Below are 19022 nucleotides of genomic sequence, written 5' to 3' on the forward strand. Positions count from 1 at the left end.
TTGTTGAAAAAGGGCCGCCCTGATGGGCGGCCCTTGTCATCCCGCTGAATTACTTCAGGGTAATGGTGGTGTTAACACCGGTATCGATATCGTCTTCAAACCAACGTGCAGTGACCGTCTTGGTCTCTGTGTAGAAACGCACCGCCTGCTTACCGTAAGCATGCTGGTCGCCATAGAAGGATTTTCTCCAGCCAGTGAAAGAGAACATTGGCAGAGGCACTGGTACAGGTACGTTAATACCCACCTGACCGACTTTGATTTCGTGCTGGTACTTACGCGCCGCGGCACCGGAAGCGGTAAACATGGAGGTACCGTTACCGTATGGGTTGTTATTTACCAGCTCAATCGCCTCTTCCAGAGTATCGACTTCCAGCGCGATCAATACCGGGCCAAAGATCTCTTCCTGATAGATCGACATATCAGTGGTTACGTTGCGGAACATTGTCGGGCCAACCCAGTTACCATCAGGGTAACCTTCGACCACACACTCGGAACCATCAAGGATACATTCAGCGCCGGCATCTTTACCTTCCTGAATGAAATTCAGTACACGCTCGCGTGCCTGTGGGTTAATCTGAGGACCGTAACCCGCTTCAGGATCATCCCATGCCCCCGGGCGTACCTTAGCCAGCGCATCGCGCACTTCAGGAATCCACTCACGGGCTTCACCGACAAATACGGCAACCGAAATAGCCATGCAGCGCTGACCGGCAGCACCGACAGAAGCACCCGCGATGCTGTTAACCACCTGGTTTTTCTGCGCGTCCGGCATGATAACCATATGGTTTTTAGCGCCAGCAAATGCCTGTACGCGTTTCATCTGGGCAGTACCGGTGCGATAGATATGCTCACCGACGTTAACAGATCCGACAAAAGAGATAGCCGGCGTATCTTCATGGTTCAGCAGCTGATCGACCACTTCCTTCTGACCGTGAACAACCTGCAGCAGTCCCGCTGGCGCACCGGCCTGCTGGAACAGTTCAGCAAGACGCATCGGTGTCAGTGGATCCTGCTCAGAAGGCTTCAGGACAAAAGTGTTACCGCAGGCAATGGCCATCGGGAACATCCAAAGCGGGATCATGGCCGGGAAGTTGAAAGGCGTGATACCTACACAGACGCCCAGAGGCTGAGTGATGCTGTAGCAGTCAATTTTACGGGCCACGTTCTCGACCGTTTCGCCCATGCTCAGGGAAGCAATGTTGCAGGCATGCTCAACCACTTCGATACCGCGCCATACATCGCCCTTGGCGTCATCGAAGGTTTTGCCCGTTTCCTGAGAGATCAGCTTGGCAAGCTCATCGTGGTTTTCTTTCAGCAGCGCCTGATAGCGCAGCATCAGACGGGCACGTTCACCGACCGGAGTTTCTTTCCAGGTTTCAAAAGCAGCTTTTGCCGCAGCCACAGCCTGTTCTACTTCTGCTTCAGTTGCACATGGCGCCTGAGCAATCACTTCCTGTGTGGCCGGGTTCGTTACCGGAACCCATTTCTCTGTTGCACTGTTAACGAGTTCGCCGTTGATGAGTAGAGGTACTTGCTGAGTCATTGCTTTACCTGACCTGTGTTTGTTGTTATTCGGGTTAAGACAACTTTGTCTGTTTCAGTCACAGTCTTAAGTTACAACTATTTTTACCATGCACCCTGTGTTCTCAGGATTGATAATGTTGCTCTATTGATGGACTATATTGCGAATATATAAGCAGTTTCCCTTATACATAGGTCTCATATATGAGCACACCATCGAGCTGGCCACTTCCCCCCGAGAGCATTCGTTTCGTCTTGCCGCAGCGCATCATCCGCCAGCTTGAGGAACACCCCCTCAGCAGTGGCCTCTATCCTCTCGGAGCCGGCTACTACAAAAAAGCAGCCGATCATCAGATGAGTCGCACGGAACATGACGACCAGTTACTGATCTACTGCCTTGAAGGCGAAGGCCGAATGAGCCTGGATAAGCAGACAATTCGCGTCAAAAGTGGCGACATCCTGCTACTCCCGCGCGGCAAAGCCCACAAATATCAGGCGCTGAGTAAAGACCCCTGGACCATCTACTGGGTGCACTTCGATGGTCATCACGCCGATGACTTCATGCAGCACCTGCTTCCGGGCGGAAACAGTATCAGCAGTTTTAAAATATCGCTGGGTTATCACTCACGTCTGGTATCTGATTTTGAGACCCTGCTGGAAACCCGAAGGGCCAGCTACAACCTCAATGCCTACCTCTTTGCCGCCAACCAGCTGCGGCAGATCCTGTCACATATTGCTGTATTAGGCCCCCTCGCCCGACAACGTGCAGCAGGCGAATCACTGGATCTGGAGAAGATCCACAGCCTGATGCAATCCCATGTCCACGAGCAACTTGATCTGGAAACACTGGCCGAAGCCAGCAACCTCTCCAAGTATCACTTCGTCAAAAAATATAAGGAGCTGACCGGCACCACCCCGATCAATCACTTTATCCACCTGAAAATCGAACGCGCCTGTCACCTGCTGGACGCTTCCAGCCAGAGTATTGGTGAAATCGCCTTCGCGGTTGGCTACGAAGATGCTTACTACTTCTCCCGGATTTTCAAGAAGATGATGGGAGTATCACCCAGCCAGTATCGCAATATGCGCCTGGGTACCTATCCCTACAAACCGCGCTAACTCTCCGAACAAACAGGCTGCGCGTGAAAAACACACGCAGCCCTGTTATCAGATCATCTCGACAGCGACTGCAGTCGCCTCACCGCCCCCGATGCACAGCGATGCCACACCTTTCTTCTTACCCAACTGCTGCAGTGCATAAAGCAATGTGACCAGAATGCGCGAGCCACTGGAACCGATAGGATGCCCCAGGGCGCAGGCTCCGCCATGAATATTGACCTTCTCCTCATCCAGCCCCAGCTCACTGATCGCCAGCATGGACACTACAGCGAAGGCTTCATTGATCTCATAAAGATCAACCTCATCTTTAGTCCAGCCTGCTTTATCCAATACTTTTTGCACCGCACCGATTGGTGCTATGGTGAACTCAGCCGGTAACTGTGCATGGGTAGAATGAGCAACAATGCGCGCCATTGGCGTCAGACCGCGCGCCTTCGCTTCAGACTCCCGCATCAGAATCAGTGCAGATCCACCATCTGAGATTGAACTGGCGTTGGCCGCCGTGACCGTACCATCCTTCTTAAAAGCCGGCTTCAATGTACGGATCTTATCCATACGGGCATTACCCGGCTGCTCGTCCGTATCGACGATCTGCTCACCCTTGCGGGTCTTAACCGTTACGGCTGCGATCTCATCTCTGAAACTGCCGGATTCAATCGCTGACTGCGCTTTCTGCAGCGACGCAATCGCAAAGTCGTCCATCGCTTCGCGGGTCACATTAAACTGATCGGCCGACTGCTGAGCAAACGCCCCCATCAAGCCACCTTCGTAAGCATCTTCCAGGCCGTCGAAAAACATATGATCGATAACCTGACCGTGGCCCATCCGCATACCACCACGTGCTTTAGGCAATAGGTACGGGGACTGACTCATATTCTCCATACCACCAGCAGCCATTACATTGGCACTGCCGGCAAGAATCTGGTCATGGGCCAGCATGACCGCCTTCATACCGGAACCACACATCTTGTTGACAGTGGTCGCACCCGCCGCGTCCGGAATACCGGCTGCCCGGGAAGCCTGACGGGCCGGGGCCTGCCCCAGACCTGCTGGCAGTACGCACCCCATCACCACCTCGTCGACCTGGGCAGCCTCAATGCCTGCGCGTTCAATCGCAGCCCTGATAGCTGTCGCACATAGCTCAGGGGCCCGGACATCAGCCAGTGAACCCATCATGCCACCCATCGGCGTACGCGCCGCCCCTACAATTACCACTGCATCTTGCGTCATTAGCTGCCACCCTGAGTTCGTCTATAGTTACTTTAACGTTAACGTAAACTAGCAGATATTTTTCCAGATCACCATGCAACACAGCATCAAAGCCGGAGGAAAGCCTTTCGCTAGCGAACTGGATAAGCTCCCGCTTCTATGTCGACAACTTGCTATGACTGCCGCCTTCAGGCAACAAAAAATAGGGGATTTCATCTAATACTTTAGTACCAAGCAGCTTGAAAAATTATCTAAGACATCAAAAGTCCTTTTTAAACAACGGGTTAAATACAAAGCCCCTGAATATGGTAAAATCTATTCGTCACAAACCATGCTTTACGTTTACGTAAACTTACTTTAGGCTAATCACTAACAAACGGCAGTACTATTTATGACCACAAACACGACCTACAGTATCAGCGAGCTTGCATCGGAGTTTGATGTAACCACCCGCAGCATCCGGTTTTATGAAGACCAGGGCCTGCTTTCGCCTACCCGGCGGGGCCAGACCCGGATCTACAGCCGTCAGGACAGGGTCAGGTTAAAACTGATATTGCGTGGCAAGCGACTGGGATTCTCTCTGGCAGAAACCCGGGACCTGTTCGCCTTGTGGGACGAAACCAGTAGCGGCAGTACAAAACAGCTCAGACTGATGCTGGATAAGATTGCCGAAAAGCAAGCCGGACTGGAGCAGCAGCTAAAAGACATTGCTCAGGTTCAGCTTGAACTGGAGAGCGCCGAAGCGCGCTGCCGTGAAGCACTTACTGAACTGGAACGACAAAAACAACAAGCCGGGTAAACGCCGTAACTCTCTTAGCGTGCGATTGCGATGGCAAAGTTAAGGTGACTTTATGATCTCTCAATACTCAGAGCTGAACTTTGGCCTTGGTGAAACCTACGATATGCTGCGCGATCAGGTAAATGCCTTCGCCGCATCCGAGATTGCGCCCCGCGCCGAACAGATCGACCAGGAAAACGAGTTCCCTAACGACCTGTGGCGTAAGTTTGGTGAGATGGGCCTGCTGGGTATCACCGTTAAGGAAGAATATGGCGGTGTTGATATGGGCTACCTGGCTCACATCATTGCCATGGAAGAGATCAGTCGCGCATCCGCCTCAGTCGGCCTCTCCTACGGCGCACACTCCAACCTCTGCGTTAACCAGATTCACCGCAATGGTTCCGAGGAGCAAAAACATAAATACCTGCCCAAGCTGATCAGCGGCGAACATATCGGCGCCCTGGCAATGTCAGAGCCAAACGCAGGTTCTGACGTGGTTTCGATGAAACTGCATGCCCGCGACAATGGTGATCACTACCTGCTGAACGGCAACAAGATGTGGATCACCAACGGCCCCGACGCCCATACCTATGTGATCTACGCCAAAACTGATGTAACGGCCGGCCCACGTGGCATCACTGCATTTATCGTCGAGCGCGATTTCCCGGGCTTCTCCCGCCACCAGAAACTCGACAAACTGGGTATGCGCGGCTCTAACACCTGTGAGCTGGTATTTGAAGACTGCCCGGTACCGAAGGAAAACATCCTGGGCGAGCTGAACGGCGGCGTCAAAGTACTGATGAGCGGCCTCGACTACGAGCGCCTGGTCCTGGCTGGCGGCCCGCTGGGTATTATGCGCGCCACTATGGATATCGCGGTTCCTTACATCCGTGACCGCAAGCAGTTTGGTCAGGCTATCGGTGAGTTCGAACTGGTTCAGGGCAAGATTGCCGACATGTACACCCAGATGAATGCCTCCCGCTCTTACACTTATATGGTGGCCCAGTCCGCTATGCGCGGAGAGACCAGCCGCAAAGACTGCGCCGGCGTCATCCTCTATACCGCTGAAGTTGCAACCAAGATGGCACTGGATGCAATCCAGCTTCTCGGCGGCAACGGCTACATCAATGAGTTCGCAACGGGTCGCCTGCTGCGCGATGCCAAGCTCTACGAGATCGGCGCGGGCACTTCCGAGATCCGTCGCATGCTGATTGGTCGGGAACTGTTCCTGAACAAGTAAACAGCGGCGTGCGGCCTTAAGGCCGCTCCCTCCATGCCGTACCCGTGCAGTGGGTGCGGCAATCAGAACCGAGACTCATAACAATATTACGGTTGAGAGGATCTCCCATGGCTGTATTGCAGACTAAAGTAAACCCACGCGCCGAGGATTACATCGCCCGCTTTGACGCGATGAGCGACGCTGTTAACGATCTCAAAGACAAGGTCGCTACGATTGAACAGGGCGGCGGCCCTTCCTACCAGGAACGCCATCTGTCCCGGGGCAAGCTACTGCCTCGTGAACGCATCAATGGCCTGCTTGATGAAGGCTCAGCCTTTCTCGAACTGTCTCAGCTGGCAGCCTACAAGGTCTACGACGATGTCGTACCTGCAGCAGGCATCATCGCCGGTATCGGCCGCGTCAGCGGTGTCGAATGCATGATTATTGCCAACGATGCCACCGTCAAAGGCGGCACCTACTACCCGCTGACAGTTAAGAAGCATCTCCGCGCCCAGGAGATCGCCGAGCAGAACAACCTGCCCTGTATCTATCTGGTGGACTCCGGCGGTGCCAACCTGCCCCAGCAGGACGATGTTTTCCCGGATCGCGATCACTTCGGCCGGATCTTCTACAACCAGGCCAGAATGTCTGCCAAAGGCATTCCACAGATCGCCGTAGTAATGGGTCTATGTACTGCAGGCGGTGCCTATGTACCGGCAATGGCGGATGAGTCGATCATCGTCAAGCAGCAGGGGACGATCTTCCTGGCCGGACCGCCGCTGGTTAAAGCCGCCACCGGAGAAGTGGTATCCGCCGAAGACCTTGGCGGTGCTGATGTGCACTGTAAAACATCCGGTGTTGCCGACCACTACGCCGAAAATGACCAGCATGCTCTGCAGATCGCACGCACCTGCGTTGCCAACCTGAACCGCCGCAAAGAGGTCGGCCTGAACATCCGCCCGCCTGCCGAGCCACTTTATCCGGCAGAAGAGATATACGGGATTGTCGGCACCGATCTGAAAAAACCGTTTGATGTCCGCGAAGTTATCGCCCGCATTGTCGATGGCTCAGAATTCGACGAATTCAAAAAGCTCTACGGTACAACGCTGGTGACCGGATTCGCCCGCATTTTTGGCTACCCTGTCGGCATCATCGCCAATAACGGCATCCTGTTCGGTGACTCTGCCCAGAAAGGGGCTCACTTTATCGAGCTGTGCTGCCAGCGCAAAATCCCTCTGCTGTTCCTGCAGAACATCACCGGATTTATGGTCGGCCAGAAAGCCGAATCAGAAGGTATCGCCAAGCACGGAGCCAAGATGGTGACAGCCGTCGCCTGTGCCGACGTGCCTAAGCTGACCGTACTGATTGGCGGCTCTTTCGGCGCCGGTAACTACGGCATGTGCGGCCGCGCCTACAGCCCTGACTTCCTCTGGATGTGGCCTAATGCCCGGATCTCGGTTATGGGTGGCGAACAGGCCGCAGGCGTCCTGGCAACCGTTAAGCGTGACGGTATGGAGCGCAAAGGCGAGCAGTGGTCCGCTGACGATGAACAGGCATTTAAGCAGCCGATCATCGACACCTATGAACACCAGGGCCACCCCTATTATGCCAGTGCCCGCCTCTGGGACGATGGCGTCATCGATCCGGCCCAGACCCGCGAAGTGGTTGGCATGGGACTTTCTGCTGCGCTTAACAAGCCCGTCGCCGAAACCCGCTTCGGCGTGTTCCGGATGTAAGGAGATGACCATGACCGAAGCCTCAAACTCAGTACTGCTGCAACGCCGGGAAAACGGCATTGCCGAGCTGGTCATCAACCGGCCTGAAGTGCATAACGCCTTTGATGACAATGTTATCGCCCAGATGATCGAGCACCTGAATGCCACCGATAAAGACGATTCCGTCCGGGTACTGGTGCTGCGTTCAAACGGCAAGAACTTTTCCGCCGGCGCCGACCTGGGCTGGATGAAGCGGATGGCCCAGAACAGCCGGGATGAAAACCTGCAGGACGCAGGTTACCTGGCACTGCTGATGGAACGCCTCAATAACCACAGCAAGCCGACAATCGCATTGGTTCAGGGAGCGGCCTATGGCGGTGCCGTTGGCCTGGTCGCCTGCTGCGATATCGTAATCGCAACTCAGGCCAGCCAGTTTTGCCTGAGTGAAGTCAAAATCGGCCTGATCCCCGCTGTGATCAGCCCTTACGTCGTACGTGCCATCGGCGAGCGTCAGTCCCGCCGCTACTTCCTCACAGCCGAGGCGTTCCCGGCAGAGACCGCTGAGCAGTTCGGCCTGGTGCATGAAACCGTACCGGAAGCCGGATTACTCGATGCCGCCTGTGAGCGCTATATCTCCCAGCTGGCGACGAACAGCCCACAGGCGATGGATGCTGCGAAGCAACTGATCTACGCCGTCAGCAGCAAGGTGATTGATCAGGACGTTATCAACGATACCGCGCAGCGCATTGCCGATATCCGGGTGAGCGACGAGGGACAGGAAGGACTGAGTGCCTTCCTGCAAAAGCGCAAACCCAACTGGATACAGGAGTAAGGATCATGTTTAGCAAAATTCTGATTGCAAATAGGGGCGAGATCGCCTGCCGGGTTATCCAGACAGCCCATCGTCTTGGCATCAAGTGTGTCGCCGTTTACTCCGAAGCCGATGCCAATGCGCGTCATGTCGCCATGGCCGACGAAGCCTTCCTGCTGGGGCCTGCACCCAGCAGTGAAAGCTATCTGCGTGCCGACCGGATTATCGAGATATGCAAACAGTCCGGCGCACAGGCTGTGCATCCCGGCTATGGCTTCCTGTCCGAAAACACCGGCTTTGCCAAAGCCTGTGAAGAGAACGGTATCGTCTTTATCGGCCCCCCGGCTTCAGCAATCGCCTCTATGGGCTCTAAATCAGCAGCCAAAGAGATTATGTCTCACGCCAATGTCCCGCTGGTACCGGGCTATCACGGTGCGGACCAGTCCCCTGCCCTGCTGAAAAAAGAAGCGGAGAACTGTGGCTTCCCGCTGCTGCTTAAGGCGGTCGCAGGTGGTGGCGGTAAAGGTATGCGGGTCGTCGAGAATCTGACCGAATTTGATGAAGCACTTGAGTCTGCCTGCCGGGAAGCCAAAAACGCTTTCGGCAATCCCGATATGCTGATCGAGAAATACCTGACTCAGCCGCGTCACGTTGAAATCCAGGTGTTCTGCGACAGCCTGGGTAACGGTGTCTACCTGGCCGAGCGTGACTGTTCAGTACAGCGCCGTCACCAGAAGGTGATCGAGGAAGCCCCGGCGCCGGGCCTGAGCGAAGAAACCCGTCGCGCTATGGGTGAAGCCGCCGTCCGCGCCGCACAGGCGATCGACTACGTCGGTGCCGGTACCGTTGAATTTCTCTACGACGTCGACGGTTCGTTCTACTTTATGGAGATGAACACCCGCCTGCAGGTCGAACACCCGGTTACCGAGATGATCACCGGCCAGGACCTGGTCGAGTGGCAGCTGAAAATTGCCGCCGGGCAGGAGCTGCCCCTGGCTCAGGATCAGGTCAGAATCACCGGTCATTCACTAGAAGCGCGTATCTATGCCGAAGACCCGGACAACGACTTCTTGCCGGCAACCGGTACTCTGAGGTATCTCCGGACACCACAGGAGAATACCCATGTACGGGTCGATACGGGTGTTACTGAAGGCGACGAAGTCAGCGTCTACTACGATCCGATGATCGCCAAGCTGATCGTATGGGACGATAGCCGGGAAGCAGCCATTTCACGCATGGTGAAAGCGCTGGAGGAATACCGCATCGCCGGGCTTAAAACCAATGTGCGCTTCCTGCGCAACCTGGCAAACGCCCAGCCCTTCAAGCAGCAACAGCTGGATACCGGATTTATCGATAAACATCAGGCATTGTTGTTTCCTCAGCCTCACCTTGATGTTCACTATGGGCTGGCAATGGCCGCCTGCTACTTCATGGAGCAACAGAAGCGCCAGCACAGCAGCAGTGGCGACCCACACAGCCCGTTCGGCCGTCATAACAGCTGGCGCCTGAATTCAACTCGGGTGCGGCCATTCAAGCTGGAGCACGACGGTGAGATCTGTGAACTGAATATCACCGAAACCACCACCGGATACGATGTCGCAATCGATGACGCCCGATATGATATCCGGGCCAGCGTATGCGACGATGCCCTCTCTGTGGTGATCAATGGCCATAGCCTTACCGTTCACTGCCATATAGACGAAGGTCGTCTTACCCTGTTCCACGAAGGCGAGCAGTTTATCTGTAACCGCTTCAGTGAGAGCTTTGACGCCGGTGATCACGACGCCGATGCCTCGCTGTGCGCTCCGATGAACGGCGCCGTCGTTGCCGTGCTTGTCGAGAAGGGCCAGCAAGTCAGCGCCGGAGACACCCTGGTGGTGATGGAAGCCATGAAAATGGAGCACAGCATTAAGGCACCTGCCGACGGTACAGTGGGCGAGATCTTCTTTAAGGAGGGTGAACTGGTCAGCGAAGGCGCCGAGTTGATTGCACTGGAACAGAATGATGAGGAGGCCGCCTGATGGCCCTGCCAGATCATGTCCGGATTGTCGAAGTCGGCCCCCGTGATGGCTTGCAGAACGAGCCTGGCCAGATCATTGCCACAGAGGTCAAGGTCGAGCTGATTAACAGGCTCAGCGATGCCGGCCTCAGCCATATCGAAGCCGCCAGCTTTGTCTCGCCGAAGTGGGTACCTCAGATGGCAGATGGCACTGAAGTTCTCGCGGCCATAGAGCGTAAGAAGGGTGTGACCTACTCCGCGCTGACGCCTAACCTTCGCGGAATGGAAAACGCGCTTCGTGCCGGGGTCGATGAAGTCGCAGTGTTCAGCGCTGCATCTGAGGAGTTCACGCAGAAAAACATCAACTGCTCCATTCGTGAGAGCCTTGATCGTTTTTTGCCGGTCGTCGAGCTGGCCCGGTCTGAGAACATTCCTGTACGCGGCTATGTCTCAACCGTGCTTGGCTGCCCCTATGCCGGTGATATTTCACCGCAACAGGTTGCGGCCGTTAGCCGGGAACTGATCGATATGGGCTGTTACGAGATCTCTCTCGGTGACACCATCGGCGTCGGCACACCACTTAAAGCCAAAAAGATGCTGGAAGCTGTTGCCGCAGAGGTAGAGATACACCGACTGGCAGCCCACTTTCACGATACCTACGGCCAGGCGCTGGCAAATATATACGCCGTGCTTGAAGAGGGGCTTGCCGTGGTGGATACGTCCACCGCCGGTCTGGGCGGCTGCCCGTACGCCAAAGGCGCCTCAGGCAACGTTGCTACTGAGGATGTGGTTTACATGCTCAATGGGTTGAATATCAGTAGCGGCATTGATCTTGATAAACTGGCCCGGACCGGACACTGGATCACCCGCCAGCTTGGCCGGAGTAACGGTTCAAAAGTTGCCATGGCCCTTGGCTGCGAAGCGTAAAAAGAGATCCCGCCCGGTATCAGAACCATCTCTGTGCCGGGCCCTCTGCAATAAAAAGAATAACCAGAGGCTGAACATGAAGTCACAACCCGAATACCTGACCGCACTGGACCTGAACACACCAACCACCGATCAGTTGCCGCCAGAATTCCAGAAGTATTTTGCGATCTGCGAAGAGAAGCTGGGGCTGGTCCCCAATGTGCTTAAGGCATACAGCCATAACCCGGTACTGCTGGACGCCTTTTCCCGCCTGTATAACGAACTGATGATGGGCGAAAGTGGCCTTTCAGTGCTGGAGAAGGAGATGATCGCCGTCGCCGTCTCATCATCTAACCAGTGCTACTACTGCCAGGTTGCCCACGGCGCCGCCGTACGTGAACTGTCTGAAGACCCGAAACTGGGTGAACTGATGGTCATGAACTATCGCGTCGCTGAACTTTCCGAACGTCATCGCCTGATGCTCGATTTCGCCATAAAAATGACAGAAACGCCGGCACAAATGGCTGAAGACGATCGCCAGACGCTCAGAGATGCCGGCTTCAGTGACAACGATATCTGGGATATCGCCAATGTTGCCGGTTTCTACAATATGACCAACCGGGTTGCTGCAGCCGTCGATATGCAGCCAAATCCTGAATATCACGCCAGACACCGTTAACGTATAAACAAAATCAGCAACGGTAGTCGGAAATAAAAATAACAAATTTACCGGCGGGAATGCCGGTAGAGATGACAACACAAATATGGGGTCAATAACCATGAGTAATCGCCCGAGCTACACCAGTGGAGTCAGCAACCAACCACTGATCGGTATGACCATTGGTGATAAATTTGACGAGATCGCAGCGACCTATCCCGACAATGAAGCACTGGTCGTACGTCATCAGGGAATCCGCTGGACCTATCGCGACCTGAAGACCGAGGTCGACCGAGCTGCCCGCGCCTTTCTGGCCATCGGTATTAAACGCGGTGATCGCGTCGGTATGTGGTCCCCTAACAGCAGCCAGTGGACTATCACCCAGTTTGCCACCGCGAAGATCGGTGCCATTCTGGTGAATATCAATCCTGCCTACCGTCTGCACGAGCTGGAGTATGCCCTGAACCAGTCAGAGGCTCGCTGCCTGGTTACGGCAGACAGCTTCAAGAGTTCCAATTACACCGCGATGCTGCAGGAGCTGGCCCCCGAGCTACAGCAGTGCGAGGCCGGGCGACTTGAGTCTGAAAAGCTACCGCATCTGAACAGCGTGATTAATCTGGCGCAGGAATCTTACCCGGGCATGTATCGCTGGACGGATTTTGTTTCGATGGCCGATCAGGTAGACAGCTCACAGCTGGTGCGGCTGCAGTCTGAACTTCAGTTTGATGACCCGATCAATATCCAGTACACCTCAGGCACCACCGGCTTCCCGAAAGGCGCCACCCTCTCCCACCACAATATCCTTAATAACGGCTTCTTCGTAGCAGAAAGCATGAAGTTCACCGATCAGGACCGCCTGGTTATTCCGGTACCGCTCTATCACTGTTTCGGCATGGTAATGGGCAATCTTGGCTGCATGACGCACGGTGCAACCATGATCTACCCGGATGAAGGCTTTGAGCCGGAGAATGTACTTCAGACCGTTGCCGAGGAACGCGCGACCGCACTGTATGGCGTGCCGACAATGTTCATCGCCGAACTGGACCACCCGAACTTTGCCGAGTATGACGTGTCCAGCCTGCGCACCGGCATCATGGCAGGCTCTATCTGTCCGGCAGAAGTGATGAAGTCAGTAAACGGCAAAATGCATATGCAGGAAGTGCAGATCGCCTACGGCATGACGGAAACCAGTCCGGTTTCCACTCAGACAGCCGCCGATGATCCGTTTGAGAAACGCGTAACAACCGTTGGTCGCACCCAACCCCATCTGGAAACCAAGATCGTCGACCCCGCCAGCGGCAACATCGTTGCCCGCGGTGAGATTGGCGAACTGTGCACCCGCGGCTACAGCGTGATGCTGAAGTACTGGAACAATGAAGAAGCGACCCAGGGCGCGATCGACAGCTCCGGCTGGATGCACACCGGCGATCTGGCCACGATGGATGCAGAGGGCTATATCCAGATCGTTGGTCGCATCAAGGACATGGTCATCCGTGGTGGCGAGAACGTATACCCTAAGGAGATTGAGGAATTCCTCTACACCCACCCGTCCATCTCTGATGTGCAGGTCACCGGTGTACCGGATCAGAAATACGGCGAGGAACTGGTTGCCTGGGTTAAGCTGGCCCCGGATGCCGGCGACGTAACCGCAGACGATTTGCGCGCATTCTGCAAAGGAAAAATCACGCACTTTAAGATCCCGCGTTACTTCAAATTTGTGGAAGACTACCCAATGACAGTGACGGGCAAGATCCAGAAATTCAAGATGCGTGAAATCTCCATTCAGGAGCTGGGACTGGAAGACTAAGCAATACCGGCAGTACCTGAAAACAAAAACGCCAGCTTGATCGCTGGCGTTTTTTACTTCTGAATCAGCTCAGGTTTTGAACTGACTGACCTCTGCGCTGAGCGTAGATGCCAGAGAGTCGATCTCAATTGCCGTAGCATTGAGATGACTGACGCTCTCATTAGAGCTGTGATAGCGCTGCTGAATGTCCATCACATTGCGATTTATCTCATCCACCGTGGCGGACTGCTCTTCCGTGGCAGCAGCATTCTGAAGGTTCATATCGTTAACCCGCGCTGCCTGATGGGTAATCAGGCTGAGCTGTTCGAGAATATTGCCGAAGTTCTCCAAGGTTTCGGCCGTCCGCTGGTGGCTGCCTTCCATCGCTTCAACAGCATCACGGCTGCCGCTCTGGAGCTGCTCAATCATCGCCTGAATTTTACTGGTCGACTCCGAGGTCTTATGCGCCAGGCTACGGACTTCATCTGCAACGACCGCAAATCCGCGTCCCTGCTCACCCGCCCTGGCGGCTTCGATCGCAGCATTCAATGCCAGCAGGTTAGTTTGCTCGGCGACACCGCGAATGACATCCAGAACAGAGCCAATCTCTTCACTGTCCGCAGCCACGCGCTGTATTACAGACATCGCACGATCAATATCGCTGGCCAGCTGATCCATCGAACCATTGGCGATCTCAACGTACTTTTCACCCTGCATAGCTGCGCTGTTTGCAGTACTGGATTGATCTGCAGCATTCGCACAGTTCTGGGCAACTTCCTGTACCGAACTTTCCATTTCATTGATCGCAGCGGCAACCATATCCGTCTGTCCCAGGCCGGACTGCACTTCGTTATTCACGGTAGTAACCACCGTATGCATATCCCCTACCATCTGCGAAAGACGCAGGCCTGCGCCGGAAACACTGCGTGTCAGCTGCTGCAGGTGATCGACCATACCGTTGAAGTCATTGGCAAGCTGGCCCAGCTCATCCTTACCCATCGACTCGACCGTAACGGTCAGATCCGAATTGTTACGTACCTCGGACATCGCGGTGGAGACAGACAGAATCTGGCGAGAAAGAAACGCCTGCAGGTAGGAGCCGATACCCAGCGTAATGCCCCCGCCAATCAGCGCGGTCAGAATCAGGGTAATAAATGTGCCGAACAGGCTTTGTTCAGCCGCAATAATCGATGCACTCAGGCGATCTGACAGGCTGTTCTCAACTTGCTTGAGCTTTTCAATACGCCCCGTTGCCATTTCGAACCAATAGGAAGGCTGGGTATCAAAGCCCTGCTGCTTGCTCAACGCCAGCGTGCGCAACCGGTTCACTTCATCGATACTATTTCCTTTGAGTTTTTGCTCTAGGATTGTTACAGACGCCTTGTCAGCAAAATCCGAAAAAACTTTCAGATAGCTTTGCTGCTCAGTCAACAGTTCGATGAAACGCTTATAGAGTGTGGGGGTAAAGCTGTCCCGCGCAAAGGCAGCGCTGAGCACTGCCCGTTCAAGTCCCGCGCGTTCTTTGCTTTCCAGGAAGTAGAGATAGGCCGCGGCCTGGTTTCCGATCGCCGGGTCTTCCACATAGGTTGCCAAAGAGGATGTAAGCTGAAAAGCATCGGCAATCAGACCAGAATAGAAGCTCAGCATTGCGCTGGTCTCAACCTGGCGGCTACTCACCGTACGGCGCATATCGTTTAAACGGGCCAGTTTGCGGTTAATCCGGGAGATCCGGTCATTTAGCTCAACAGAATACTCCTCAACGGACACTTGATTCAGTGCCGCAACAAACTCCTCTCGCTTCTTAGCCGCCAGCTGACGCTGCCCCTGCAACTTAGCCTGAAACTGAGTTCCGTCAGAAGCAAGATAACCGGCGGAAATCCCACGTTCTTTCTGTAGCTCATGGACAAGGTTATTGGCCTTTACCGCAATATAGCCAAGCGATTCAGCCTTTTTCAGATCAGAATACTGACCGTAGCTCAGCCATATGCCCTGACCTATAAATACTGCCGCCAGCAGAAGTGGCAGGCAGACCATTAAAAACAGCTTGTGCCGTATCGGCAAATTTCTCACGAAGTCCATAGATCGGTATTTCCTTACTTCTCAAACCCGACTCGGGCGCACAGACCGTGCGGTTTGTAACAGTTCTTACCGATACTGACCAGAGAAACTGAAACAAATACATTCCGGCTATGATAGAAATCAATCCTTTCCGGGTGATTCATGCATTTTTCCTATTCCATTAGAAACGAGACGGGGACAGGTGAAATCATTTATATTCGACCTCAGGTCTATCGGCTGCATTTCTAATTCCTTCAGGCTTTTTTGCAAATTGAGGTCAAACGGGTTCAACTTCAGTCCCCGCAGCAGGATGCGCCGCGCAGCAGCCAGGCATCCGGCTTCATTCAGCCCCCAGGCAAGATTATTCCATAGCACAGGCTCCTCTGGTGATTGATCAAGTCCCATACGGTATGCCCGCACCGCCTCGCCAATCCGGCCCAGACTCAATAGCAGGTTTCCTGACGCAATAGCATACAGTGACTCGGCGGGATGGCTGTTTGCCAGCATACGGTACGCCTCCAGCGCTACATCGGCCTGACGCGGCTCCAGCGGTAATATGCCGGCAACAACCTGGCTGGCAGACAGTGAAACGGGCGCCTTGCCCGGTGGCAATATGACCAGGGCCCAGTGCCCGGATCGACTCCAGGTATTCAGAAAGGTAGATAAGGCTAAAACGTACCGGCGATTATTACCTGAGCGCAGGATCACAGTTCGGTTATCCCGGTTAAAACCGATCACGATGGCGTAGTGCCATTGCGGCCACCAGTCGAATGCCAGGTTCTGCAGTACCAGGACAGGATGGCCCGCCGCTACCTCTTTCTGCAGGGCATCCCAGGATGGCTGCAGAGGATAAGGTACTGTGCCAAAGCGTCGTGCCGTGGCCATCATATCGATCTGTAACGTCCCCTCCCTTCCGGGCAGAAACAGCACTGACTTCAGCTCGGCAGCTGTAACCTGAATGCCCTGATAACTAAGCACCGACGCCAGAGACGCCGGACCACACTGGTTGGTTTCCTGAGGGAAGAACGGCACCCCGGTGATTTCAGTTTTGCTTTCGCCGGGACCTGCCTTAAAGGATTCGAGCCCTTTCGGATCGAGCGACCCGCAGCCGCCTGAGAATACGATAAAGGCTATGGCGAATACCCGTCGGACCTGAGACAGAGGTGCTCGCTGCATTTAGCGAACAGGCCTTACAAAGGTAAATACATCTGTTGCACCTATGGCATCAGTGATCACAAACACCAAGAAGAGAAAAACAATCAGTCCGCCGATTCCCTGCCCAGCTGGCAACTGATCGAGTTTCTGATTCAGCATAGCCACTTCAGCACTGGTCATAAACCGAACCCGATCCTGCGCCAGTTGCGGATCAATACCATAGGCCTCAAGCTGGCTGGCCAGGGCCTGGCTCTGTAATCTCTCGATCAGTCGAGATCGATCAGCCTCATCTGACTGTAACTGAACCAGCTCCGGGGTGGAGACAAGTGCTGCCACGGCCGGTGACAGTGGCAGAAATGCCATGGAAAACACGAGTATCAGCACAAAACAGCGTCTGACAATGATGTTCATACCCTATCCTCATGGTTGTGCCCACAACGCTGCTAAGTATAGGAGAGGCTGACTACTGCCACCACGATACCGATTGATTACAAAGGTCTCTTCAGAGGCGCTTGTCAGGCCTCCATCCGGAAGCGGCTTCCCTTAAAAATAGTGTTATACTCGCCGGAATTTTATAGCCTCACGTGTTGAAACTGTGACCGATTCCCTGACCCTCTCTCCCATCGCCGTGGTGCGTAGCGCCTACGTCCAGAAATTTGGTATTCCGCACCAGCCCGGTATGACCGGAAGTCTGCGTTCTTTCATTGAGTTTATGCCAGATATAGCCTCAGCCGAAGCAGTCAGGGGGCTGGAACAATGCAGCCATATATGGCTGGTTTTTGTCTTCAGCGCCACAATGGACGAAGGCTGGAAGCCGACTGTACGGCCGCCCCGTATGGGCGGGAAAACACGGCTGGGGGTATTTGCCACCCGTACCCCTCACCGGCCAAACCCGATAGGCTTATCTCCGGTCAAACTGGAAGCCGTACATACATCGGGTGGAAAGGTGACACTGGAAGTCAGCGGCGCCGACCTGCTCGATGGCACGCCGATTCTGGATATTAAGCCTTATCTGCCAGGCTCTGACTGCTTACCTGAGGCTCATTATCCGCTCGCCAGCTCCCGCGAGAAACTTGATTATCCTGTTGTCTTTTCAGAGCAGGCAGACATCGAACTCAAAGCCTGGCAAAAGCAACACGGCCAGCCGATTCATGATCAGATAGCAGAAGTATTGTTATGCGATCCCCGTCCCGGATACGCCCGCGAAAATAATGACCGGGAGTATGGGATCAATCTCTATGACCTGAACATCCGCTGGCAGGTCGCTAACGAACAGGTACGGGTAGTGTCTGTCGAAACGGACTGGGTCGAGCCAGACTGAGTCTTAACGCTGCTGCAGGTCATCCAACCAGCTGACTGCAGCCATCACAGCCGGCAAGCCAATGGTACTGATCAGCAGTAACAGGGTGTGATAAAGCTCCTCCTCTGTTGCGCCAGCTTCCAGCGCCCGTCTTGCATGACTGTGCACCGCGCCCTCTGAGCGAATAGCCGCCGCTGCGGCCAGCTGAATCAACTGAGCCTGGCGCTCATCCAGCGGCCCCGCCTGTTTCGTCTTTTCGCCTAACTGCTCGAGCGCTTTGAACAGTTCCGGGTTACGTTGCTGCTGCTTCAGGTATTGTTTCACCGGAATTTTTGACATCGTTATTCTCCGCAGACTTTCACTTTACCTTAGTCAGCATTCCGATCCGCTGCCATCCGGTGTGCAAAGCCACAAAAACAAAAAGGGCATCCATACGGATGCCCTTTTCTGCTACATGACTGTCCCGTCCTGAAATAGGTTTACACATTGGAGACCTATAATGGACACCTCTAGACCTACCCGCCAAAAGCGCACACAGCGTGACTACACAATGGGCTTTAAATTGCAGGTTGTCGCGGCGGTAGAAAAAGGCGATATGACCTATAAACAGGCCCAAAGGATCTACGGCATCCAAGGACGCAGTACGGTACTTAACTGGTTACGTAAACACGGTAAGCTTGATTGGTCTCAATCGAAAGGACGCACGATGCCTCACTCACCGAAAGCCAAGGAAACACCCGCCCAGAAGATCAAACGCTTAGAGCGAGAGCTGGAAGATGAGCGTTTGC

At 54.5% G+C, this 19022-nt stretch carries 17 protein-coding genes; 11 read left to right on the top strand and 6 right to left on the bottom strand.

Annotated elements, in window-relative coordinates:
- Positions 1-49: 49 nt before the first annotated feature.
- The gene (locus tag Q354_RS0114470; protein ID WP_027858230.1) at positions 50-1543 is read right to left on the bottom strand and encodes a CoA-acylating methylmalonate-semialdehyde dehydrogenase; all 1494 of its coding nucleotides are present in this window, start codon (positions 1541-1543) and stop codon (positions 50-52) included.
- Positions 1544-1725: 182 nt separating this feature from the next.
- Between Q354_RS0114470 and Q354_RS0114475 the strand changes: the two genes are divergently transcribed.
- The gene (locus tag Q354_RS0114475; RefSeq protein WP_027858231.1) at positions 1726-2640 is read left to right on the top strand and encodes an AraC family transcriptional regulator; all 915 of its coding nucleotides are present in this window, start codon (positions 1726-1728) and stop codon (positions 2638-2640) included.
- Between the two features lie 48 nt (positions 2641-2688).
- Here Q354_RS0114475 and Q354_RS0114480 read toward each other — a convergent pair whose 3' ends face one another.
- Entirely contained in the window at positions 2689-3870 is a 1182-nt protein-coding gene (locus Q354_RS0114480; protein WP_027858232.1) for an acetyl-CoA C-acyltransferase, read from the bottom strand.
- Positions 3871-4240: 370 nt separating this feature from the next.
- On the opposite strand from Q354_RS0114480, the gene Q354_RS0114485 reads away from it, so the two are divergent.
- The 8 genes from Q354_RS0114485 to Q354_RS0114520 all read left to right on the top strand — a co-directional run bounded on the left by Q354_RS0114485 (position 4241) and on the right by Q354_RS0114520 (position 13742).
- Entirely contained in the window at positions 4241-4648 is a 408-nt protein-coding gene (locus Q354_RS0114485) for a MerR family transcriptional regulator (RefSeq protein WP_027858233.1), read from the top strand.
- Between the two features lie 52 nt (positions 4649-4700).
- Complete coding sequence (locus Q354_RS0114490; protein WP_027858234.1) at positions 4701-5867, top strand: isovaleryl-CoA dehydrogenase; 1167 nt, start codon at positions 4701-4703, stop codon at positions 5865-5867.
- Positions 5868-5974: 107 nt separating this feature from the next.
- Positions 5975-7582: a carboxyl transferase domain-containing protein gene (locus Q354_RS0114495; RefSeq protein WP_027858235.1), complete on the top strand. Its 1608-nt coding sequence runs from the start codon at positions 5975-5977 to the stop codon at positions 7580-7582.
- 10 nt (positions 7583-7592) lie between these two features.
- Positions 7593-8393 (top strand): enoyl-CoA hydratase/isomerase family protein, encoded by an 801-nt coding sequence (locus Q354_RS0114500; protein WP_027858236.1) that lies wholly within the window; start codon positions 7593-7595, stop codon positions 8391-8393.
- 5 nt (positions 8394-8398) lie between these two features.
- Positions 8399-10393: an acetyl/propionyl/methylcrotonyl-CoA carboxylase subunit alpha gene (locus tag Q354_RS0114505; RefSeq protein ID WP_027858237.1), complete on the top strand. Its 1995-nt coding sequence runs from the start codon at positions 8399-8401 to the stop codon at positions 10391-10393.
- Positions 10393-11298 carry a hydroxymethylglutaryl-CoA lyase gene (locus tag Q354_RS0114510; protein WP_027858238.1) on the top strand — a complete coding sequence of 302 codons (906 nt, stop codon included), beginning with the start codon at positions 10393-10395 and terminating at the stop codon, positions 11296-11298. Before Q354_RS0114505 ends, Q354_RS0114510 begins: the two co-directional genes overlap by 1 nt.
- 76 nt (positions 11299-11374) lie before the next feature.
- On the top strand, positions 11375-11956 hold the full coding sequence (locus tag Q354_RS0114515; protein WP_051560163.1) for a peroxidase-related enzyme: 582 nt from the start codon (positions 11375-11377) through the stop codon (positions 11954-11956).
- 100 nt (positions 11957-12056) lie between these two features.
- Positions 12057-13742, top strand: coding sequence for an AMP-binding protein (locus tag Q354_RS0114520; protein ID WP_027858240.1), 1686 nt, complete (start codon positions 12057-12059; stop codon positions 13740-13742).
- Positions 13743-13811: 69 nt separating this feature from the next.
- Here Q354_RS0114520 and Q354_RS0114525 read toward each other — a convergent pair whose 3' ends face one another.
- The 3 genes from Q354_RS0114525 to Q354_RS0114535 all read right to left on the bottom strand — a co-directional run bounded on the left by Q354_RS0114525 (position 13812) and on the right by Q354_RS0114535 (position 17345).
- Positions 13812-15800 (bottom strand): methyl-accepting chemotaxis protein, encoded by a 1989-nt coding sequence (locus tag Q354_RS0114525; protein ID WP_084332616.1) that lies wholly within the window; start codon positions 15798-15800, stop codon positions 13812-13814.
- Between the two features lie 120 nt (positions 15801-15920).
- Positions 15921-16955, bottom strand: a complete 1035-nt coding sequence (locus Q354_RS27485; protein ID WP_051560164.1) for a PA2778 family cysteine peptidase — start codon at positions 16953-16955, stop codon at positions 15921-15923.
- Positions 16956-17345: a DUF6627 family protein gene (locus tag Q354_RS0114535; protein ID WP_027858242.1), complete on the bottom strand. Its 390-nt coding sequence runs from the start codon at positions 17343-17345 to the stop codon at positions 16956-16958.
- Positions 17346-17529: 184 nt separating this feature from the next.
- Here Q354_RS0114535 and tsaA point away from each other — a divergent pair, with 184 nt between their 5' ends.
- The gene (gene tsaA, locus Q354_RS0114540) at positions 17530-18255 is read left to right on the top strand and encodes a tRNA (N6-threonylcarbamoyladenosine(37)-N6)-methyltransferase TrmO (protein ID WP_027858243.1); all 726 of its coding nucleotides are present in this window, start codon (positions 17530-17532) and stop codon (positions 18253-18255) included.
- A 3-nt stretch (positions 18256-18258) separates the two neighbouring features.
- Here the strand turns inward: tsaA and Q354_RS0114545 are convergent, their stop codons facing one another.
- On the bottom strand, positions 18259-18573 hold the full coding sequence (locus tag Q354_RS0114545) for a carboxymuconolactone decarboxylase family protein (RefSeq protein WP_036229986.1): 315 nt from the start codon (positions 18571-18573) through the stop codon (positions 18259-18261).
- Between the two features lie 160 nt (positions 18574-18733).
- Here Q354_RS0114545 and Q354_RS0114550 point away from each other — a divergent pair.
- The coding region (locus Q354_RS0114550) for an IS3 family transposase (RefSeq protein WP_027858245.1) at positions 18734-19022 on the top strand (289 nt) is incomplete at its 3' end.

The organism is Marinobacterium jannaschii DSM 6295 (assembly GCF_000620085.1).
Lineage (GTDB): Bacteria > Pseudomonadota > Gammaproteobacteria > Pseudomonadales > Balneatricaceae > Pontibacterium > Pontibacterium jannaschii.

Bases quoted from the DNA above. Each gene is read 5' to 3' on its own strand.
- Q354_RS0114470 (WP_027858230.1), bottom strand. From the start codon at position 1,543: ATGACTCAGCAAGTACCTCTACTCATCAACGGCGAACTCGTTAACAGT.
- Q354_RS0114475 (WP_027858231.1), top strand. From the start codon at position 1,726: ATGAGCACACCATCGAGCTGGCCACTTCCCCCCGAGAGCATTCGTTTC.
- Q354_RS0114480 (WP_027858232.1), bottom strand. From the start codon at position 3,870: ATGACGCAAGATGCAGTGGTAATTGTAGGGGCGGCGCGTACGCCGATG.
- Q354_RS0114485 (WP_027858233.1), top strand. From the start codon at position 4,241: ATGACCACAAACACGACCTACAGTATCAGCGAGCTTGCATCGGAGTTT.
- Q354_RS0114490 (WP_027858234.1), top strand. From the start codon at position 4,701: ATGATCTCTCAATACTCAGAGCTGAACTTTGGCCTTGGTGAAACCTAC.
- Q354_RS0114495 (WP_027858235.1), top strand. From the start codon at position 5,975: ATGGCTGTATTGCAGACTAAAGTAAACCCACGCGCCGAGGATTACATC.
- Q354_RS0114500 (WP_027858236.1), top strand. From the start codon at position 7,593: ATGACCGAAGCCTCAAACTCAGTACTGCTGCAACGCCGGGAAAACGGC.
- Q354_RS0114505 (WP_027858237.1), top strand. From the start codon at position 8,399: ATGTTTAGCAAAATTCTGATTGCAAATAGGGGCGAGATCGCCTGCCGG.
- Q354_RS0114510 (WP_027858238.1), top strand. From the start codon at position 10,393: ATGGCCCTGCCAGATCATGTCCGGATTGTCGAAGTCGGCCCCCGTGAT.
- Q354_RS0114515 (WP_051560163.1), top strand. From the start codon at position 11,375: ATGAAGTCACAACCCGAATACCTGACCGCACTGGACCTGAACACACCA.
- Q354_RS0114520 (WP_027858240.1), top strand. From the start codon at position 12,057: ATGAGTAATCGCCCGAGCTACACCAGTGGAGTCAGCAACCAACCACTG.
- Q354_RS0114525 (WP_084332616.1), bottom strand. From the start codon at position 15,800: ATGGACTTCGTGAGAAATTTGCCGATACGGCACAAGCTGTTTTTAATG.
- Q354_RS27485 (WP_051560164.1), bottom strand. From the start codon at position 16,955: ATGCAGCGAGCACCTCTGTCTCAGGTCCGACGGGTATTCGCCATAGCC.
- Q354_RS0114535 (WP_027858242.1), bottom strand. From the start codon at position 17,345: ATGAACATCATTGTCAGACGCTGTTTTGTGCTGATACTCGTGTTTTCC.
- Q354_RS0114545 (WP_036229986.1), bottom strand. From the start codon at position 18,573: ATGTCAAAAATTCCGGTGAAACAATACCTGAAGCAGCAGCAACGTAAC.